The sequence below is a fragment of the Streptomyces sp. NPDC032822 genome, assembly GCF_055578825.1.
The window spans coordinates 324,377-343,235 of record NZ_JBVIOL010000005.1 but is presented as its reverse complement, the minus strand read 5'-3'; the positions used below and the strand labels follow the sequence as shown (position 1 = coordinate 343,235).

General features: G+C 73.2%; 16 protein-coding genes and 1 pseudogene. 13 read left to right on the top strand and 4 right to left on the bottom strand.

From position 1 onward, the window contains the following. Positions 1-8: 8 nt before the first annotated feature. Complete coding sequence (locus ACZ5VD_RS17115; protein ID WP_468682594.1) at positions 9-968, bottom strand: lytic polysaccharide monooxygenase; 960 nt, start codon at positions 966-968, stop codon at positions 9-11. Between the two features lie 530 nt (positions 969-1,498). Between ACZ5VD_RS17115 and ACZ5VD_RS17110 the strand changes: the two genes are divergently transcribed. Next, entirely contained in the window at positions 1,499-3,304 is a 1,806-nt protein-coding gene (locus tag ACZ5VD_RS17110; RefSeq protein ID WP_468682593.1) for a S8 family peptidase, read from the top strand. 102 nt (positions 3,305-3,406) lie between these two features. Here the strand turns inward: ACZ5VD_RS17110 and ACZ5VD_RS17105 are convergent, their stop codons facing one another. Together ACZ5VD_RS17105 and ACZ5VD_RS17100 are read right to left on the bottom strand one after the other, a co-directional pair. Next, complete coding sequence (locus ACZ5VD_RS17105) at positions 3,407-4,261, bottom strand: SDR family oxidoreductase (protein WP_468548133.1); 855 nt, start codon at positions 4,259-4,261, stop codon at positions 3,407-3,409. Further along, complete coding sequence (locus tag ACZ5VD_RS17100; protein ID WP_468548132.1) at positions 4,258-4,905, bottom strand: ScbR family autoregulator-binding transcription factor; 648 nt, start codon at positions 4,903-4,905, stop codon at positions 4,258-4,260. The genes ACZ5VD_RS17105 and ACZ5VD_RS17100 overlap by 4 nt, the downstream gene beginning before the upstream one ends. Before the next feature lie 217 nt (positions 4,906-5,122). Here ACZ5VD_RS17100 and ACZ5VD_RS17095 point away from each other — a divergent pair, with 217 nt between their 5' ends. The 9 genes and pseudogenes from ACZ5VD_RS17095 (at position 5,123) to ACZ5VD_RS17055 (ending at position 14,404) form a co-directional block, all read left to right on the top strand. Further along, on the top strand, positions 5,123-5,989 hold the full coding sequence (locus ACZ5VD_RS17095; protein WP_468548131.1) for a ScbA/BarX family gamma-butyrolactone biosynthesis protein: 867 nt from the start codon (positions 5,123-5,125) through the stop codon (positions 5,987-5,989). Between the two features lie 70 nt (positions 5,990-6,059). Beyond that, positions 6,060-6,707 (top strand): ScbR family autoregulator-binding transcription factor, encoded by a 648-nt coding sequence (locus ACZ5VD_RS17090; RefSeq protein WP_468548130.1) that lies wholly within the window; start codon positions 6,060-6,062, stop codon positions 6,705-6,707. A gap of 193 nt (positions 6,708-6,900) precedes the next feature. Beyond that, positions 6,901-7,143: pseudogene (locus ACZ5VD_RS17085) on the top strand (AlkA N-terminal domain-containing protein); the annotation flags it as partial. Between the two features lie 89 nt (positions 7,144-7,232). Beyond that, positions 7,233-8,411, top strand: a complete 1,179-nt coding sequence (locus ACZ5VD_RS17080; RefSeq protein ID WP_468548129.1) for a damage-control phosphatase ARMT1 family protein — start codon at positions 7,233-7,235, stop codon at positions 8,409-8,411. A gap of 6 nt (positions 8,412-8,417) precedes the next feature. Next, positions 8,418-8,843, top strand: a complete 426-nt coding sequence (locus tag ACZ5VD_RS17075) for a hypothetical protein (protein WP_468548128.1) — start codon at positions 8,418-8,420, stop codon at positions 8,841-8,843. Positions 8,844-8,957: 114 nt separating this feature from the next. Then, positions 8,958-11,114 carry a germacradienol/geosmin synthase Cyc2 gene (gene cyc2, locus ACZ5VD_RS17070; protein WP_468548127.1) on the top strand — a complete coding sequence of 719 codons (2,157 nt, stop codon included), beginning with the start codon at positions 8,958-8,960 and terminating at the stop codon, positions 11,112-11,114. Between the two features lie 160 nt (positions 11,115-11,274). Further along, entirely contained in the window at positions 11,275-11,886 is a 612-nt protein-coding gene (locus ACZ5VD_RS17065) for a PDZ domain-containing protein (RefSeq protein WP_468548126.1), read from the top strand. A gap of 395 nt (positions 11,887-12,281) precedes the next feature. Further along, complete coding sequence (locus ACZ5VD_RS17060) at positions 12,282-13,445, top strand: aminopeptidase P family protein (RefSeq protein WP_468682592.1); 1,164 nt, start codon at positions 12,282-12,284, stop codon at positions 13,443-13,445. Further along, positions 13,442-14,404, top strand: a complete 963-nt coding sequence (locus tag ACZ5VD_RS17055; RefSeq protein ID WP_468548124.1) for an aminoglycoside phosphotransferase family protein — start codon at positions 13,442-13,444, stop codon at positions 14,402-14,404. The genes ACZ5VD_RS17060 and ACZ5VD_RS17055 overlap by 4 nt, the downstream gene beginning before the upstream one ends. 41 nt (positions 14,405-14,445) lie before the next feature. Here the strand turns inward: ACZ5VD_RS17055 and treZ are convergent, their stop codons facing one another. Further along, positions 14,446-16,194 carry a malto-oligosyltrehalose trehalohydrolase gene (gene treZ, locus ACZ5VD_RS17050; RefSeq protein WP_468548123.1) on the bottom strand — a complete coding sequence of 583 codons (1,749 nt, stop codon included), beginning with the start codon at positions 16,192-16,194 and terminating at the stop codon, positions 14,446-14,448. A gap of 176 nt (positions 16,195-16,370) precedes the next feature. Between treZ and ACZ5VD_RS17045 the strand changes: the two genes are divergently transcribed. From ACZ5VD_RS17045 to ACZ5VD_RS17035, 3 genes are all read left to right on the top strand, one after another. Beyond that, positions 16,371-16,922: an FHA domain-containing protein gene (locus tag ACZ5VD_RS17045; RefSeq protein ID WP_468548122.1), complete on the top strand. Its 552-nt coding sequence runs from the start codon at positions 16,371-16,373 to the stop codon at positions 16,920-16,922. A 138-nt stretch (positions 16,923-17,060) separates the two neighbouring features. Then, positions 17,061-18,425, top strand: a complete 1,365-nt coding sequence (locus tag ACZ5VD_RS17040; protein ID WP_468682591.1) for a M14 family zinc carboxypeptidase — start codon at positions 17,061-17,063, stop codon at positions 18,423-18,425. Further along, the gene (locus ACZ5VD_RS17035) at positions 18,422-18,841 is read left to right on the top strand and encodes an SSI family serine proteinase inhibitor (protein ID WP_468548120.1); all 420 of its coding nucleotides are present in this window, start codon (positions 18,422-18,424) and stop codon (positions 18,839-18,841) included. Before ACZ5VD_RS17040 ends, ACZ5VD_RS17035 begins: the two co-directional genes overlap by 4 nt. Positions 18,842-18,859: the final 18 nt, after the last annotated feature.

Below are 18,859 nucleotides of genomic sequence, written 5' to 3'. Positions count from 1 at the left end.
AAGAGCGTTCAGCGTCGACGCAGACGCAGCGCCAGGGCGGCGCCGCCGGTGAGCACCAGCACCGCCGCGGCGCCGCCCGCCAGCATGGGCGTGGCCGGGCCGGAACCGGAGTCCCCGGAGGAGGCCACCGGGGTGCTCTCGGGAGCGGCCCCGGCCTCGGCGTGCGTACCGGCCGAGTGGCTCACCGCGGGGGACGGACTCGTCTGCGCGGTGCGCTTCTTGGCGGCGGTGGCCGCGGCCGAGGGGCTCGCACTCCGACGGTCCCGGTCCTTGTCGCCGGCTGCCGAGGGCGACGCGGCGCCCGCTCCGGTCCCGGAACTCTTCGCTGCCGGGAACACCACGTCCGAGCACGAGTAGTACGTGTCCGGCGTGCTGCTGTTCTGCCAGATCGTGTACAGCAGCTGGCGTCCCGTCCGGTCGGCCGGGAGCTTCGCGCTGATCCGGTACGCGCCGTCCGTCAGCGCCGGGTCCGTCACCTGTGCGAAGGGCTTCTCCGGCAGGTCGGACCAGGTCAGCGGCTGAGTGGGGTCGTATCCGGGCTTCGTCAGGAACAGCTTGAAGGTCCCGGTGTGCGGGATCGTCGAGACGTACCGCATGGTCAGGTTCCCGCCGGGTGTGAGCCGGGTCGAGGGCCAGTCGGAGCGGGCGAGGTCGAGCCCCTTGTAGGCGGCCAGCCCACCGCTGCACAGCTTCCCGTCGGGGATCGTCTGCCGATCCCGGCCGTTCACGTTCGCGACGCGCAGGTTGTCCCAGGCCGTGAAGGGCGCCCCGTTGGCGGCGACCCCCGCCGCGCAGGCCGCCGACCGGGACGGGGCGCCGCCGTCGGGGGAGCAGGCGAAGACCCGGCTGGCCGGATCCGTGGGGGCGCCGTGCGCCAGCGCGGGCGCCGCCGCCCACAGGCCGAGCAGCAGCGAGCTGGTGACGGAGGCCGCCAGGGCGGCGGTGCGGTGTGCGGTGGTCCGGAGCATCCGGAACGTCTCCTCGGCCGGGACGGGACGCACTGCCTGCGTGCGGTGAACGGTGAACGCTCTGCGGTGCATGGTGCGCGGTGAACGGTCTGCGGTGATCGGTGCGCTCCCCGGCGACAACGGGGTGCTCCCCAGCAGTACGGGAAACCGGCCCGGCGCGTTCACGGAGCCACCAACCGGAGCAAAGCGGTCTGTTCCCGGTCGACCGGCCGATGCCGAGGGTGTGTTTCCGGCCCGATCAAGGGTTTCCCCTGTATCCCCGTGACCTTTCCTTTGCCTATCGTTCGAGCACAGCCGCCCCACAGGCAACCCCGGACGGGCCGGCTCCCACGTTCGGCCGGCCACCGCCCGCCGCCTCGCAGGCCCCTCGCGGAGCCGCGCCCCTCCCTGGCCTCACCGCATTCCTGGCCTCACCGCTTCCTGTCTTCCTGGCTTCACCACCTCTTGGCCTCACCCCCTGCCGCTTCATCGCCGAAGCGATTCGCCCGCCGCTCCGCGCTGCCCGGAGCACGGCCACGAAAGGCAAGCCCTTGCGCCCCACCCCCGCTTCCTCCGGACGGAAACTCATATCCGTCGCCGCGGTCTCCGCCGCCCTGCTGACGGCCGCGACCACCACCGTCGCCGTAGCTGCCCAGGAACCCGCCCCGCGGGAGGCCGCCGTCCCGGCCGCGCTGACCGAGGCGGCCCCCGGCGCCCCGGCCGAGCGCCTCATCGTCGGCTACCGGTCCGGCGCCGCCGAGGCCAAGTCGAACACGGCCGCCGAGGCCGACGCCGCGGCCAAGGGCAAGGAGGCGGGCGAGGACCTCGACTTCAGCCGCCGCCTCGGCACCGGCGCCGCCCTGGTCGACCTGGGCGCCGACCTGACCAAGGCCGATGTCGCCGACGTCGTAGCCGAGTTCGAGGCCGACCCGCAGGTCGCCTACGTCGTACCGGACCGCCTCAACCAGGCGAAGGCCGACCCGAACGACACCGAGTACGCCAAGCAGTGGGACCTGTTCGAGTCGACGGCCGGCATGAACGTGCCCGGCGCCTGGGGCAAGACCACCGGCACCGGTGTCACCGTCGCCGTCATCGACACCGGCTACGTCACCCACACCGACCTCGCCGCGAACATCGTCGCCGGCTACGACTTCATCGCCGACACCGCCGTCTCGGTGGACGGCAACGGCCGTGACAGCAACCCGGCCGACCCGGGCGACTACTACGCCGCCAACGAGTGCGGCACCGGCGTCCCGGCCGGCTCCTCCTCCTGGCACGGCACGCACGTCGCCGGCACCATCGCCGCGGTCACCAACAACGGCAAGGGCATCGCCGGCATCGCCCACGGCGCGAAGATCTCCCCGGTGCGGGTGCTCGGCAAGTGCGGCGGCTACGACTCCGACATCATCGACGCCATCACCTGGGCGTCCGGCGGCACCGTCTCCGGCGTCCCCGCCAACACCAACGTCGCCAAGGTCATCAACATGAGCCTGGGCGGCGACGGCGCCTGCACCAGCGCGACCCAGACCGCGATCAACGCCGCCGTGAACCGCGGCACCACCATCGCCGTGGCCGCGGGCAACGACAACGAGAACGTGTCGGCGCACTCGCCGGGCAACTGCAACAACGTGATCTCGGTCGCCGCGACCAACCGCGCCGGCGCCAAGGCCTCGTACTCCAACTTCGGCTCCCTCGTGGACATCTCGGCGCCCGGCGGCCAGACCAGCACCGGCACCGCCAACGGCATCCTGTCCACGCTCAACTCCGGTGCCAGCACGCCGTCCTCGGAGTCGTACGCCTACTACCAGGGCACCAGCATGGCCACCCCGCACATCGCGGGCCTGATCGCACTGCTGAAGTCCGCCAACCCGTCGCTGACCCCGGCGCAGATCGAGACGGCCATCAAGAGCAACGCCCGTGCCCTGCCGGGCGCCTGCTCGGGCGGCTGCGGCGCGGGCCTCGCGGACGCGGCCAAGACCGTGGCGGCGGTCAGCGGCGGTACGACCACGGGCACGACCTTCTCCAGCACCACCGCCCTCGCCATCCCGGACAACGGCTCCGCGGTCGAGTCCTCCCTCGCGGTCACCGGCCGCAGCGGGAGCGCCCCCTCGGCCCTCCAGGTCGGTGTCGACATCACCCACACCTTCCGCGGTGACCTGGTCCTCGGCCTGGTCGCGCCCGACGGCACGGTGTACCCCCTGAAGGCCGCGAGCACCTCGGACTCCGCGGACAACGTGGTGACCACCTACGCGGTGAACGCGTCCTCGGAGACGGCCAACGGCACCTGGAAGCTGCGGATCCAGGACACGGCCGCGCAGGACACCGGCACGCTCAACGGCTGGAAGCTGACCTTCTGAGACAGGGCCCCCGCGGGGGCGAGTGAGCGGGCGGGCCGGCCGGTGCGGATGGGCACCGGCCGGTCCGCCGTTCGTCAGCTCCGGAACGCGCGGAGGCGGTCGTCAGGCCGTGAACGCGGACAGGTTCTCGCCCGCCCAGTCCCGGTAGGAACGCGCGGGCCGGCCCAGCACCTCGGCGAGAGCCGGTTCCACCCGCGCCTTCGTTCCGCTCCGCCCGCGTACGGCACTGTCCACCAGCGCCCGCGCCACCTCGGCGGGGTAGCGCTCCAACAGCCCCCGCATCACCTGATCCTCCGTCAACTCCACGAACTCCAGAGGCCGTCCGAGCAGCTCCGCGAGGATCTCCGTCTGCCGTACGGGACTCACGGCCTGCGGACCGGTGAGCGGGTACGCCCGGCCCGCGTGGCCCTCGGGGTCGGTCAGAGCCCGCACCGCCACCTCCGCGATGTCCCGCGGATCGACCGCCGCGACCGCCGTGCCGCCGTGCGGGGCGCGCACCACACCCGCCTCCCGCACCGAGCGGGCCCAGCCCAGGGTGTTGGACATGAAGGCCCGCGGCCTCAGCAGCGTCCACGCCAGGCCCGAGGCGCGCAGCAGCCGCTCGTTGCCGCGCTGCCACTCGGTGACCAGATCGGTGGCGTCGGGCTCGGTCACCGACAGGGTCGTCAGCTTCACCACATGGCGGACCCCCGCCGCGCGGGCCGCCGTCAGGAAGTTCTCGTCATGGACGTGCGTCAGCGGGTTCGCGGTGACGAGCAGCGCGGACCGCACGCCGGTCAGCGCTCGCCGCAGGCTGCCGGGATCGTCGAGGTCCCCGCCCACCACCTCGGTGTGCGGACCCTCCAGTCCGGCGGCACGGCGCGGGTCACGGGTCAGCAGCCGCACCGGTCCGGTGCCCGGCAGCAGCCGGGCCACGTGTCCGCCCACCGTGCCGGTCGCCCCGGTCAGCAGGATCACGAGGCCGCCACCTCCAGGGAGGCGAGGACCCGGGCGCCGCGGTCGGCGCTGCTGTCGAGGGCGATCAGCAGGCCGGGAACCGCGATGCTGGGCAGGACGTGCTTCCACAGCACGGAGAGCCGGTGGGCGAGATCGGCGCGGTCGGTCAGCGCCCGCGACATCAACTGGATGCCGGTGAACGAGCCGACCAGCAGTTCCACCGTCTCCCGCGGCCGTACCGTCGGCAGCAACTCACCCTGTACGCGGGCCTGTTCCAGCAGCGGCGTCAGCCGGTACGACCACTGCCGGAACGGCTCGCCGTGATCGACGCCGGTCGGCGTCTCCTGGTCCACCGCCAGCCGGACGCTGCCCCGCAGCAGGGAGTTGCCCAGCAACCGCTGCCCCACCACGAAGGTCATGTCGATGACCTCCTGCAACTTGCAGGGCTGCGGCGGGACGGCGCCGAACGGCACCTGCTCGTCGAGCACCGCCTGGGCCAGGGCCTCCTTGGAGGGGAAATGGAAATACAGGGCGCCCTTGGTGACTTCGGCCCGCTCCAGCACCATGGCGATGGTGGTGGACATGTATCCGTGCTCGTCGAAGACCGCGCCCGCCGCTTCCAGGATCGCTCTGCGCGTCCTGATGGCGCGCTCCTGTTGTGCCATAAGAGCCCCTCCACCGCACCGGGTTGTCCCATGCCGGCGATCGTCTGCCGTGGCGGCCCGATCATAGGATGCCGCCCACTGATCTCATTGAAAACAAACCGATCGGCTCGTACTCTAACGCCACCCGGAGCGGTGGCCTCACGGACTGTGCCATGGCCTTCGGAGGACCGTAGGGAGAGTTATGCCTCAACCGCGGCACCTTGCCGAAACCCCCTCCATGACGGCGACCGTCCCCTGTCAACTGGTCCATCGCACGGCGGTCGCGGAGACGTTCCTCACCGGCTGGAACCGGACCGCGGCCGACCGCTTCTCCGTATCGGCACAATGGCCGCGCGCCCACGGCTTACACGTGTCGCCGGACCGGTCCGCCTATGAACCCCTGCTCGTCGTGGAGACCGTGCGACAGAGCGGCACCCTGATCGCGCACACCGAGTACGACGTGCCGCTGGGCCACCACTTCGTGCTCCAGGAGTTCGAAGTCGACACGTTTTCCGAGCACTTGGCCGTGGGAGCGGTTCCTGCCGAGCCGTCTGTCGACGTCACCTTCACCGAGGTCCAGTACCGCGGCCGGCGCCCGGTGGCCGCCCGCTACACCGCGGACGTGCGGCGCGGGGGCGACCTCGTCGCGAGTGCGCGGGTGGCGTTCTCCTGCACCGGCGAGCCCGTCTACCGGCGGCTGCGCGGCGGCCGTACGCCCGCCACCGTGTCCCCTCTGCCGTTGCCGCCGGCCCTGCCGCCCGCGGCGGTGGGCCGCGCACTGCCCGAGGACGTCGTCCTCGCCGCCGCCGACCGCCCGGACCGCTGGCAGCTGCGAGTAGATACCGCACATCCCGTTTTCTTCGATCACCCGCTGGACCATGTCCCCGGCATGCTGCTCCTCGAAGCCGCCCGCCAGGCCGTCTGGGCGCGGAACCCCGCCGCGGGGTTGCCCACCTCGTTCCGGATCGCCTTCCATCGCTACGCAGAGCTGGACGAACCCACCTGGATCGAGGTTTCGGAAGACGGCGACGGCACCGTCCAAGTGGTGGGGAGACAGGGGGAGTCAGCGGTCTTCGCATGTGCCGTCGGCACGGCCACGGTGTGAGTTATCGTGGGGAGAGAGCAAGAAACAAACGGCGTGACCCGTTCTTTCCCGCACCAGGAGTGTCCCGTCGATGCCGAGGCAGTTACGCGCCGAGCAGACCCGCGCGACGATCATCACGGCCGCAGCCGACCTGTTCGACCGGCACGGCTACGAATCGACCAGCCTGAGCGACATCGTCGAACACGCCCAGGTCACCAAGGGTGCCCTCTACTTCCACTTCGCGGCCAAGGAGGACCTGGCCCACGCGATCATGGAACTCCAGTCCCGGGCCTCGCGCGGCCTGGCGCACGAGATGGAGGCCCGGAGCTCCTCCTCGCTCGAAGCCCTGATGCGTCTCACGTTCGGCATCGCGCACCTCTCCGTCGAGGACCCGATCCCGCGGGCCGGCCTCCGGCTCGCCACCGGGGGAGTGGAGGTACGCGATCCGCTCAGACACCCGTTCACCGAGTGGCTGGACATCGCCTCCCGCAAGCTCCTCGGCGCGGTCAAGGAGTCCGACCTGCACCCGGACACCGACATCGACGCCGCCGCGCACTCCCTCGTCTGCTCCTTCGTCGGCACCCGCGTCGTCAGCCGCCACCTCGAACCCGTCACCCGCCAGCCCCGCCGACTCGCCGAAATGTGGCACCTCCTCATCCGAGGCCTGGTCCCCGTCCCCCGCCGCGCCCGCTACCTGACCCTGGTCACCCAGCTGGAACGGGAGACCCGGGCCGTCTGAGCGGCGGCATCGTCGGGTTCGAGACGCGACGGCATCGGACGCGGGCGGCGGGAGCGACGGATCCGGGGTGGGTGCGGTGCAGGGCCGGTCCGGGGTGCACGGGGTGTCGTGGCCGGGCGTTGTGCGGGCCGCGGGACCGCCTGCCCGGGCGGGCACGCGGCGCCGCCGAGCCGCGTGCCCGCCCGGCCTGCGGAGCCGCTGCCGTCGCCTGCTCGACCTGGACGCCGACCCCGTCGCCGTGGACGACCAGCTGCGCACGGATCCGCTGCGCACAGATCCGTTGCTCGCGGCCCTGGTGGACAAGGCCCCCGGCCGGCGCGTCCCGCGGACCGTCGACGAGGCCGAGTTCGCCGTCCGCGCGGTCCTGGGCCGGCAGGTCTCCACGGCGGCGCCCCGTACCCACGCGGCCCGCCTTCCTCGCCGCACCGCGCGCCCGCCCGCCCCTCTCGCGGCGTCGCCGCCCCCGACCCCGCCGCCCCCCGTCGCACCCCCGGCCGCCTAGACCCGCGCGATACCGTGAGCCGCATGCCCTCCACGCCACCCCCGCCCCCGCCGGTGATCCTTGGCAACGAACCCGGCTCGTTCCCGTACAGCGTGCTCGCCGAGCGGCATCCGGCCATCGTCCGGCAGGTGCGGGAGGCGTTTCCGTACGGTCCGGAGCAGCACCGGGCTCTCGACGAGCTGGTCGCACAGTGCACCGAGGGGGTCGTCGAGCCGCTGCCCGTCGACGCGCACGACCGGGACCACTGGAAGAGCTGGGGGATCGACGGGTACCTCGGGCGCTCCTGGTTCGACGTGCCCTGGCTGTGGTCCGAGAGCTACTTCTACCGTCGGCTCCTGGACGCCGTCGGCTACTTCGGCCCGGGCCCCTGGCAGGGCATCGACCCCTTCCGCCCCTCCAAGCTGGCCGAGCTCGGCTCACGGGAGACCGACGAGGAACTGGCCGCCCTGGACGACCTCGCCGGCCGGCCCGAGGACGAACAGGCCGCGGCCCTGCTGCACGGCTCGCTGTGGGGCAACCGCGCCGACCTCGGCTTTCGTCTCTCCGATGCCGAGGCGGAGGCGCGGGACGCCGCCCCGGGTCTGGTCGCCGACGACAGCGACACCCTCCGGTCGCTCCTGACGGGCGAGGGCACGCTGTGCCTGATCGCCGACAACGCGGGCCGCGAACTGATCCCCGACCTGCTGCTCATCGCCCACCTCCTCACCCACGGCCGGGTCGAGCGGGCCGTACTGCACCTCAAGCCGTACCCCTACTACGTCTCCGACGCGACCACCGCCGACCTGGTCGACGCGCTGCGCCGGATCGCGGACGCCCCGGGCCGGGCCGCCGAGTACGGCCGCCTCCTCCGGTCCGCCATGGCCGACGGCCGCCTCACGGTCCGCGCCCACCCCTTCGCCGCCGCCCCGCTGCCGTACGCGGACCTGCCCGACGACCTCCGCGTCGAACTCGCCGGGGCCGCCCTGACCGTGGTGAAGGGCGACCTCAACTACCGCCGTCTGGTGGGTGACCGGCGATGGCCCCCGACCACGCCCTTCGCCGACGTCACGGCCCACTTCCCCGGCCGGGTCGCCGCCCTGCGCACCCTGAAGTCCGACGTGATCACCGGCCTCGCCGCGGACACGGAGGCCGCGTTGGTCGCCGCCGAGGGACAGCGCTGGCGGACCGGCGGGACCCATGCGCTGATCCAGGTCAGGCAGTGAGGGGCGGTGCGCCGCCGACCCGTACCGGTGGGTGCCGTACGTCCCGCCGACGGGCAGTCGAAGGAGACCGGCGCATCGTGGTCCGCCGTCCCTCGCACCCCGGCCGTCGGCGCGTCGCCCTGCCACCCTCCTCCTCATGACGAACCCTTCGGCTCCCTGGACGCCCAGAGCCGCGAGGACCTGGAGGACCTGCTCCTGAAGGTCCACCACACCGACGGCACGACCATCGTCTTCGTCACCCACGACATCGACGAGAGCGTCTGCCTCGGCGACCGGGTCGTCGTCCTCACCCCCGGACCCGGCTCGAAGACCGCCCTGGACCTGCCGGTCCGGCTGCCCGGCGAACGGGACCAGATCCTCACCCGGGGCCTGCCGGAGTTCGTGGCGCTGCGGGCGCAGGTGGGCCGGGCGGTACGCGGCCGGACGAGGTGAGCCGGACACCCACAAGGACGAGCCGCGTCCCCGATTCGCCCCCGATTCACGCGATGGTGTGATCATGTCCGCGCGCGCGGATGCCCTTGCGGAGCCCTGGGTAAGGCCCCGGCCATGACGCAGCAGCCCTTCGAACTCCCGCACTTCTACATGCCGTATGCCGCGCGGCTGAACCCGCACCTCGACGAGGCCCGGGCCCACTCCACCGAGTGGGCCCGCGAGATGGGCATGCTGGAGGGGTCCGGGGTCTGGGAGCAGGCCGACCTGGACGCACACGACTACGGCCTGCTCTGCGCCTATACCCACCCCGACTGCGACGGACCCGCCCTCTCGCTGATCACCGACTGGTACGTGTGGGTCTTCTTCTTCGACGACCACTTCCTGGAGATCTTCAAGCGCACCCAGGACCGCGCCGGAGGCAAGGCCTACCTGGACCGGCTGCCCCTGTTCATGCCGATGGACCTGTCCACGCCGATGCCCGAACCGCAGAACCCGGTCGAGGCGGGCCTCGCCGACCTGTGGACGCGGACCGTGCCCTCGATGTCCGCGGACTGGCGCCGCCGCTTCTCGGTCGCCACCGAGCACCTCCTCAACGAGTCCCTGTGGGAGCTGTCCAACATCAACGAGGGACGGGTCGCCAATCCCGTCGAGTACATCGAGATGCGCCGCAAGGTGGGTGGCGCCCCCTGGTCGGCCGGGCTGGTGGAGTACGCGACCGCCGAAGTCCCGCAGTCCGTCGCCGAGTCGAGGCCGCTGCGGGTCCTGATGGAGGCCTTCTCCGACGGCGTGCACCTGCGCAACGACCTGTTCTCCTACCAGCGCGAGGTCGAGGACGAGGGCGAGCTCAGCAACGGCGTGCTCGTCCTGGAGACCTTCTTCGGCTGCACCACCCAGGAGGCCGCCGAGACCGTCAACGACGTCCTCACCTCCCGCCTCCACCAGTTCGAGCACACCGCGCTGACCGAGGTGCCCGCCCTGGCCCTGGACCGGGGGCTCGCCCCGCACGAGGTGGCGGCGGTCGCCCAGTACGCCCAGGGGCTCCAGGACTGGCAGTCCGGCGGCCACGAATGGCACCTGCGGTCCAGCAGGTACATGAACGCACGGGGACGGTCCACCGCGCCCTGGCAGGGGCCGACCGGCCCCGGCACCTCCGCCTCCGACGTCCGCGCGCTGCTCGCCTCGGCCGGTGCCGAACGCCTGCGCGCCTACACACATGTGCCGTACCAGAAGGTCGGGCCGTCCCGACTCCCCGACTTCCACATGCCTTTCGCGGTCACGCACAGTCCGCACCTGGCCGCCGCCCGCCCTCGGCTCACCGAGTGGATGCACAGCGTGGGCATGCTCGAAGAGGGGGTCTGGGACGAGGACAAACTCGCCGCCTCCGACCTCCCGCTGTGCGCGGCGGGCCTCGACCCGGACGCCACCGCCGAGGCCCTGGACCTCAGTTCCCAGTGGCTGGCCTGGGGGACGTACGGCGACGACTACTACCCGCTCGTCTTCGGCAACCGCCGCGACCTGGCCGCCGCCCGCGTCACCACCGAGCGGCTGGCGACCTGTATGCCCGTCGACGGCGAGCCGGTCCCCGTCCCGGTCAACGCCATGGAACACGGGCTCATCGACCTGTGGGCCCGCACGACCGCGCAGATGACGCCCGACCAGCGGCGCACCCTGAAGGACGCGGTGAACAAGATGACCGAGAGCTGGGTGTGGGAACTGGGCAACCAGCTCCAGAACCGCATCCCCGACCCGGTCGACTACCTGGAGATGCGCCGCGCCACCTTCGGCTCCGACCTCACCCTGAGCCTGTGCCGCATGGGCCACGGCCCGGCCGTACCGCCGGAGGTCTACCGCAGCGGCCCCGTCCGCTCCCTGGAGAACGCGGCCATCGACTACGCGTGTCTGACCAACGACGTCTTCTCCTACCAGAAGGAGATCGAGTACGAGGGCGAGGTCCACAACGCGATCCTCGTCGTGCAGAACTTCTTCGGCATCGACTACCCGACCGCGCTCGGCGTCGTCCACGACCTGATGACCCAGCGGATGCAGCAGTTCGAGCACGTCGTCGAACACGAACTGCCCGTCGTGTACGAGGACTTCGCCCTGTCCGAGGAGGCCCGCGGCATCATGCGGGACTATGTGGACGACCTGCGGAACTGGCTGGCGGGCATCCTGCACTGGCATCGCGAGGTCGACCGCTACAAGGCCGAGTACCTGGCCCGCCGGGCCCACGGCTTCCTCCCGGACCGGCCTCCCGCCGTGCCCATCGGCTGACGCCCACCGGCGTGCGGGGGCTTCCCGGATGGCTTCCCGCTCCCGCCCGCCGGTCAGTCTCACTCGTTCGTGGCTCGTGGTGGGCCCGCGCGCCGGGTAGTGCTCAGCCGGGATCGATCCGCGTGGGCCGGAGGCGATCCGGAGCAGCCGGAGGCGAGCCATGGAACAGACTGCGTTGCGTCCCAAGCCGATGCCCGGTCAGGAGCCCGGCGGCGGCACCGGGCCCAGTGCCCGGCGTCCGCACGCCGCGCGGCGGCGCGGCCGGCGGCTGCGGGCCCTGCTGTTCGCCCTGTGCGTCGGCACGGTCCTGGTGCTGTCCGGGGTCGGCCTCGGCACGGTCGGCGCCACGGTGATCGGCATGAGCAGGCTCGCCGAACTCCAACGGCAGGCCGGGCAGCAGGGGCACCCCACCGGGTCGGCGCAGGCAGCGCAGGGCGGCCGGGGGAACGCGTCCGCCCCGGCGCACCCCGGCGCCTCCGCGTCGGCCGGGAGGTCCCCGGCGCATGTCGGCGCGACCCTGGGCCTGGAGGCGGTGGACGCCGAGAAGGCCGGCGCGCTGGTCGTCGGCGTCCATGTCCCCGGCCCGGGGTACACGGCGGGCCTGGTCCGCGGGGACGTCCTCCTCGCGTTCGGCCGTACCCGTGTCGACTCGGCGGCCGACCTCGCCCGAGCCGTCGCCGCCACCCGCCCCGGCAGGGAGATCGTGCTGACGGTGCGCCACAAGAGCGGGGGATACCAGCAGTTGACGGTCGTCCCGGGCGTCGTCACCTGACCACCCGGGAGGGCCTCGTCGGCCGCCCCGCGTCGGCCGCCCCGTGAAGGGGCGGCCCGAACCGGCACGTCCCGATCGGTACCCCCCTTCGCCGTCCCCGGGGCAGCCACGGCGTCCACGCCACCCCCGGCCCGACGACCGGCGGGCGCCCGGCATCGGATCACCGGTGTGCGCGGGGACGGCCACGGCGGGTGCCTCCCCGTGAGGTGTGCCTGATGGGGTGCGTCCGGTGGATGGAGCCGATCCGGGCATTGCCGCTCATGGTCACGCAGCGATCGGCCATGGGGCGAGATGCCCCAGGACACACACAAAAGACACGGCAACCGGCTCGCGCGGGCCTCGCTGTGCGGGCAGGATGCTGCCCGTAGTCCCTTCACCCGCCCAGGGAGGCCCGGATGACCGGCAGCACGGCCGCGCCCTTCACCGCCGACGACTACCGGGCCCGCATGGAGCGGGCGGCGAGCGAGGCCGCCGAGGCAGGGCTGGCCGGTCTGCTGGTGGCGCCGGGACCGGACCTGGTGTGGCTGACGGGCTACGCGCCCACCGCGACCACCGAACGGCTCACCCTGCTGGTCCTCGCACCCGGACAGGACCCCGTCCTGGTCGTCCCCACCCTGGAGGCCCCGGACGCCGCGAAGGCGTCCGGAGCGTCCGCCCTGACCCTGCGGGACTGGACCGACGGCAAGGACCCCTACGCCGCCACCGCGGCCCTCCTCGACGCCTCCGGCCGCTTCGGCGTCAGCGACAACGCCTGGGCGCTGCACCTCCTGGGACTCCAGAAGACGCTGCCCGGCACCTCCTACGCCTCCCTCACCGAGGCCCTGCCGATGCTGCGCGCCGTCAAGGACGCGGCCGAGCTGGAACTGCTGGCCGCCGCGGGCGCCGCGGCGGACGCCACGTTCGAGGAGATCAGGAACGTTCCCTTCGCCGGCCGCAGGGAGACACAGATCGCCGCGGACCTCGACCGGCTGCTGCGCGAGCACGGCCACGAACAGGTCGACTTCACCATCGTCGCCTCCGGTCCGAACGGCGCCCATCCGCACCACGAGGTCGGCGACCGGGTGGTCGAGCGCGGCGACATGGTCGTCCTGGACTTCGGCGGCCTCAAGGACGGCTACGGCTCCGACACCTCCCGCACGGTCCACGTCGGCGAGCCCACCGACGAGGAACGCCGGGTGCACGACCTGGTGCGCGAGGCCCAGGAGGCGGGCTTCCGGGCGGTACGGCCCGGCGTCGCCTGCCAGGAGGTCGACCGGGCGGCCCGCGCGGTCATCGCCGACGCCGGGTACGGCGAGTACTTCGTCCACCGCACCGGGCACGGCATCGGCGTCACCACGCACGAGCCGCCGTACATGATCGAGGGCGAGGAACGGCCCCTCGTGCCCGGCATGTGTTTCTCCGTGGAGCCCGGCGTCTATCTGCCGGGCCGGTTCGGGGTCCGCATCGAGGACATCGTCACGGTCACCGAGGACGGCGGCCGTCGCCTCAACGACACGAGCCGCGAGATGGTGATCGTGGACGAGCCGGCCCCGTCAGCGGCACGACCGGCGCGACCATGACCCAGGCACCGACCCCCACCGCGGACACCGTCCGACGCCTGGTCCGCACCCTGCTCAAGGAGGGCGCGGCCGACGCCGCCGGGCGGGACGTCCGGACCGGACCCGACGTGCGGCCCGTCACCGAGGGCGGCGAACCCGCCACCTGGTGGGTCGGCGGCCGCCATGTGCTGCGCCTCGCCCCCGACCGCGAGGCCGCCGCCCGCCGACGCCGCGAACTGCGCCTGCGCGACCTCGTCCGCCCCCACCTGCCGGTCGCGGTGCCGACGAGCGTGGCGCACGGCGAGTGGGCGCCCGGACTGACCTACACGCTGGACACCAAGGTGCCCGGCGGCTCGGGCGAGGACCACGAGGTGTCCGCCGTCGGCGAGGCCGACCTGGCCGGGCTGCTCACGGGCCTGCGCGAGGTGCCCGTACGGCAGAGCGAGGCGCTCGGGGTGCCCCGCGCAGGCCCGCGTTCCCTGGAGGGGCTGCGGCGGGAGGCCGAGCGGGCCGCCGGACACCTCGGCAAGGCCGACGAGTTCGACCCGGCCCGCCTCCAGCAGCTCACGGCCGCAGCCGCGGTCCAGCTCGCCGCCCAGCCCGGCACCGCCGTCCTCGTCCACCACGGCCTGACCGGCGACCACCTCGTGGTCAGCGCCGACGGCAGGGTGCGCGGGGTCCTGGACTGGACCGAGGCGGTCCTCGGCGACCCCGCCGAGGACATCGCCGGTCTCGCCCGCGCGGTGGGCTCCCCGGCCGCCGTCCGCGCCGCCACCCTCGCCGGCTACGGTGCCCGCCCCTGTCTGCGCGGCCTCTGGCTGGCCCGCTGCGACGCCGTCGTCCACCTCGCCGCCCGGCTGGAAGGCCGCGACGACACCCCGCTGCCCCTGCTCAGGACCCGGCTGCGACGCACCTGGGAGGCGATCCTGCTGGAACGGGTGACGGAACTGCGCGACGACGACCCGGACGACAGCCTCTAGCAGCCCCCCGCGACCGCTCCCGGGGAGCGCCGGGCCCGGTCTCAGTCCTGGAGGAACACCACGCACGACTCGCCGGGCACATGCAGCGTCCCCCCGTCCGCGCCCGGCACCTCCACCGGCTCCCACGCGGCGAGGACCCGGGCGGGCCGGGAACCGAGGGGGATCGCGGCGGGCTCCTCGGCCAGGTTCACGACCACCCGCACGTCCCCGCGCCGGAAGGCGAGCCAGCGCCTCTCCTCGTCGTAGGCCACCTTCGTGTCGGCCAGGTCCGGGTCGGTGAGGTCCGGCTGTTCGTGGCGCAGGGCGATGAGCCTGCGGTACCAGGCCAGCACGCGCGCGTGCGGCTCACGCTCGGGCTCGGACCAGTCGAGGCAGGAGCGGTCCCGGGTGGCGGGGTCCTGCGGGTCGGGGACGTCCTCCTCGGCCCAGCCGTGCGCGGTGAACTCCCGCCGCCTGCCCCGCCGTACGGCCTCGGCGAGGTCGGGGTCGGTGTGGTCGGTGAAGAACTGCCAGGGCGTGCCCGCCGCCCACTCCTCGCCCATGAACAGCATCGGGGTGAAGGGGGCGGTGAGCGTCAGGGTCGCCGCGCAGGCCAGCAGGCCGGGCGAGAGGGAGGCGGCGAGGCGGTCGCCCCGGGCGCGGTTGCCGACCTGGTCATGGGTCTGGCTGTAGCCGAGGAGCCGGTGCGCCGCGACCCGGTTGTGGTCCAGGCGGCGGCCGTGGTGCCGCTCCCGGAACGTCGAGTACGTGCCGTCGTGGAAGTAGCCGCCGGTCAGCGTCTTGGCGACGGCCGCGAGCGGGGCGCGCGCGAAGTCGCCGTAGTAGCCCTGGGACTCACCGGTGAGCGCGGTGTGCAGGGCGTGGTGGAAGTCGTCGTTCCACTGCGCGTGCAGTCCGAAGCCGCCCCCCGCGCGCGGGGTGACGACCCTCGGGTCGTTCAGGTCCGACTCGGCGATCAGGAACAGCGGCCTGTCCAGGTCCCCGGACAGGCCGTCCACGGCCGCCGACAGCTCCTCCAGGAAGTGGCACGCGCGGGTGTCCGCCAGCGCGTGCACCGCGTCCAGGCGCAGCCCGTCGATCCGGTAGTCGCGCAGCCACGACAGCGCGCTCTCCAGCAGATACGCCCGCACCTCGTCCGAGCCCGGCGCGTCCAGGTTCACCGCCGAACCCCAGGGCGTGTGGTGGGTGTCGGTGAAGTACGGGCCGAACGCGGGAAGGTAGTTGCCCGAGGGGCCCAAGTGGTTGTGCACCACGTCCAGGACCACGCCGAGACCCAGCTCGTGCGCCCGGTCGACAAAGCGCTTCAGCGCCTCGGGGCCGCCGTAGGGCTCGTGCACCGCCCACAGCGAGACCCCCTCGTACCCCCAGCCGTGCCGCCCGGGGAAAGGGCACAGCGGCATCAACTCGACGTGGGTGACGCCCAGTTCGACGAGGTGCCCGAGTCGCTCGGCCGCCGCGTCCAGGGTGCCCTCGCGGGTGTACGTGCCCACGTGCAGCTCGTACAGCACCGCGCCCGGCAGCGGACGGCCCGCCCACCGCGCGCGCCACGCGTACCGCTCGTGGTCGACGACGGCGCTCAGCCCGTCCGGGCCGTCGGGCTGCCGGCGCGACCGCGGGTCGGGCAGCACGGGCCCGTCGTCCACCGCGTACCCGTACCGCGAGCCGTCGCGCGCCTCCGCCTCGGTCCGCCACCAGCCGGCGCGGGCCGGATCGCGCGCCAACGCGCGCGTGAAGCCCTCGCCGTGCAGCGTCACACGATCGGCCTGCGGTGCCCACACCTCGAACTGCACGGACGGTTCCCCTAACGTCTGTTCACCGGGATGTCGCCGGTCTCCATGGTGCGTCACACGCGATCAATGCGCCGGTGAATCGGCCCCATTGCGGCAGGTGTCGCCAGGTGCGCACGCGTGGCGGCCGTTTCCGTGTCTTCTGGACACCCGGCGTCCGCTGCCCGACAATCACGAACGTGACGTCGTCATTCGAGTTCAACACGTACCCCGCGCGGCTGTCCGACGCGGAGCGCGACAAGGCGCTCAAGGTGCTGCGTGACGGCGCCGCGCTGGGCCGGCTCTCGCACGACACGTTCGTGCGCCGGATGGAACTGGCGCTCTCGGCCCGCCGCTCCGAGGAACTCGTGGCGCTCACCGCCGACCTGCCCACGGAGAGCCGCCTGTCACGGGCGGTGTTCGGCACCGTCGAGGCGGTCTCCGGCTTCACCGTACGGCTGCGCAGCGCCTGGCAGGCCGAGCGGCTGCCCAAGCTGCTGCTGCCCCACCCCGGCGCCGGCCACCCCCTGCGCATCGGCCGCGACCCCGCCAACGGGCTGCGGCTGACCCACGAGACGGTGTCCCGGGTGCACGCCGAACTCAGTCGCCAGGGCGGCCTGTGGGTGCTGCGCGACCTCGGTTCGACCAACGGCACGACGGTGAACGGACGTCGGGTCATCGGCGCGGCCGTGGTCCGCGAGGGCGACCAGGTCGGCTTCGGCCGGATGGCGTTCCGGCTCTCCGTCCACTGAGCCAACCCTTAGGCATGGCCCACGCCTTACGCACCGAAGTGCCTCAAGTCGCTTTGCTCCGCACGGTGTTGACGTACCCGTCAAGTCGTGACTGACTGTGCGTACACCATGCACATCAGGTGAACCGACGGCACCACATTGTGGAGGTGTGCCCTGCCGCCCCTCCTCCGCTACCCGACCGTCGACGAACTCGGCGCCCGGGCGGCAGCCCTCGCCGCCCGCCACCCCGGGGACGCCCGACTGCGCCGGGTCGGCACCTCGCGCGCGGGCACCCCGATGTGGCTGCTCTCCGTCGGACACGGCAGCCGCCAGGCCCTCGTCGTCGCCGGCCCGCACGCCAACGAACCGGTCGGCGGCGCCACCGTCCTGCGGCTGGCCGAGCGCGCCCTCGCCGATCCCACGCTCACCACGGGCGCCGACGCCACCTGGAACCTGCTGCTCTGCCTCGACCCCGACGGCCTGCGCCGCAACGAACGCTGGCTGCGCGGCCCGTACACCCTGGGCCGCTACTTCCGGAACTTCTTCCGGCCCGGCTTCATGGAGCAGCCCGAATGGCTGCCCGACGGCGCGGACCACGCCGTACTGCCCGAGACCCGGGCCCTGCTCGACCTCCAGGACGAACTGCGGCCCTTCTTCCAGTGCTCGCTGCACGGCGTCGACGTCGGCGGCGGCTTCGTCGAGCTCACCCGCGACCTGCCCGGCCTCGCCCAGCGCGTCGCGCACACCGCGGCCCGTCTGCGCATACCGCGCGAACTGGGCCCCTACGACACCCTGTACTGGCCGAACCTCGGGCCCGCCGTCTACCGGATACCGCCGCCCAGACCCACCGACCTGGCCGCGGCGATCACCGAGGCCGCCGTCGAGTCCACCTGGTTCCACCCGCACCGGCACGGCACGGTGACCGCGGTCGTCGAAGCACCCATGTGGGGCGTGGCCACCGTGGAGGACGGCGGACCGCCCGCCGACACCGCCGGGGCGCTCCGCACCGTCAGCCACACCCTGCGCCACGACGTGGACCTCCTGGAGCGGATCCTCGCCCGGATCCGGCCCCACCTCGACACCGCCCCCGACACGGCCCGACTGCTCGCCCCGGTCGAGGACTACCTGCTGGTCTGCCCAGGGCTCGCCGACGCCTGGGACCCCGACGTCGTCGTCGGCGAGCGGTCGCTGCCGCCCCTGAGCGCCGCCCATCTGACCGCCCTGCGGATCGCCGGCCGGCGCCTCGCCCTGCGGACGGCGGGGCTGCTCCACCAACTCGTCACCCGGGCCGGCACCGACCCGTCCGGCGTGCTGCCGGAACTCGACCGGCTGGTCGACGCGTGGTGCGCCGACTACCACGACGGCTTCGGGGCACGCTGGATCCCCGTCGCGCGTCAGGTGGAGTACCAGTCCCGGGTGGTGCTGGCCGCCTTCGAACTCGCCGGACGGTACGCGCCCGCGTGCTCCCGTTCGGGTGAGTCGGGGTGGGGTTCCGAGGCCGCCGTGCCGATGCACCGGGAATGACCCACACCACCACAGTGACAGCGCTGCGGGGCGGCCTGCTCGCGGCGGCCGCCCTCCTCCTCGCCACCGCCGTCCCGGCGCAGGCGGCGCCCCAGGAGTCCGCCCGGGGTGACTGGCTCTTCGTCACCGTCACCACGGGCGACGCCCGCTCCAGCGACACCCGCGGCACCCTGCTGCTGTGCGACCCGCCCCAGGGCCACGGACGCGCCGCGCAGGCCTGCGCCGAACTCACGGCGGCGGGCGGCGACATCGCCACCCTCGCGCCCCGGGACGTGTACTGCCCGATGATCCACGCACCGGTGACCGCCCACGCGCGGGGGGAGTGGCGGGGACGGCCCGTCGAGTACCGGCAGACCTTCTCGAACGCCTGCGTGCTGGGAGCACGGACGGGCGCGGTGTTCGCGCTGGACGGCTGACGCCACCCACGCCCGGCT

Coding starts and splice junctions, on each gene's coding strand:
- ACZ5VD_RS17115 (WP_468682594.1), bottom strand. CDS start 968: ATGCTCCGGACCACCGCACACCGCACCGCCGCCCTGGCGGCCTCCGTC.
- ACZ5VD_RS17100 (WP_468548132.1), bottom strand. CDS start 4,905: ATGGCACAACAGGAGCGCGCCATCAGGACGCGCAGAGCGATCCTGGAA.
- ACZ5VD_RS17095 (WP_468548131.1), top strand. CDS start 5,123: ATGACGGCGACCGTCCCCTGTCAACTGGTCCATCGCACGGCGGTCGCG.
- ACZ5VD_RS17090 (WP_468548130.1), top strand. CDS start 6,060: ATGCCGAGGCAGTTACGCGCCGAGCAGACCCGCGCGACGATCATCACG.
- ACZ5VD_RS17080 (WP_468548129.1), top strand. CDS start 7,233: ATGCCCTCCACGCCACCCCCGCCCCCGCCGGTGATCCTTGGCAACGAA.
- cyc2 (WP_468548127.1), top strand. CDS start 8,958: ATGACGCAGCAGCCCTTCGAACTCCCGCACTTCTACATGCCGTATGCC.
- ACZ5VD_RS17065 (WP_468548126.1), top strand. CDS start 11,275: ATGGAACAGACTGCGTTGCGTCCCAAGCCGATGCCCGGTCAGGAGCCC.
- ACZ5VD_RS17060 (WP_468682592.1), top strand. CDS start 12,282: ATGACCGGCAGCACGGCCGCGCCCTTCACCGCCGACGACTACCGGGCC.
- ACZ5VD_RS17055 (WP_468548124.1), top strand. CDS start 13,442: ATGACCCAGGCACCGACCCCCACCGCGGACACCGTCCGACGCCTGGTC.
- ACZ5VD_RS17035 (WP_468548120.1), top strand. CDS start 18,422: ATGACCCACACCACCACAGTGACAGCGCTGCGGGGCGGCCTGCTCGCG.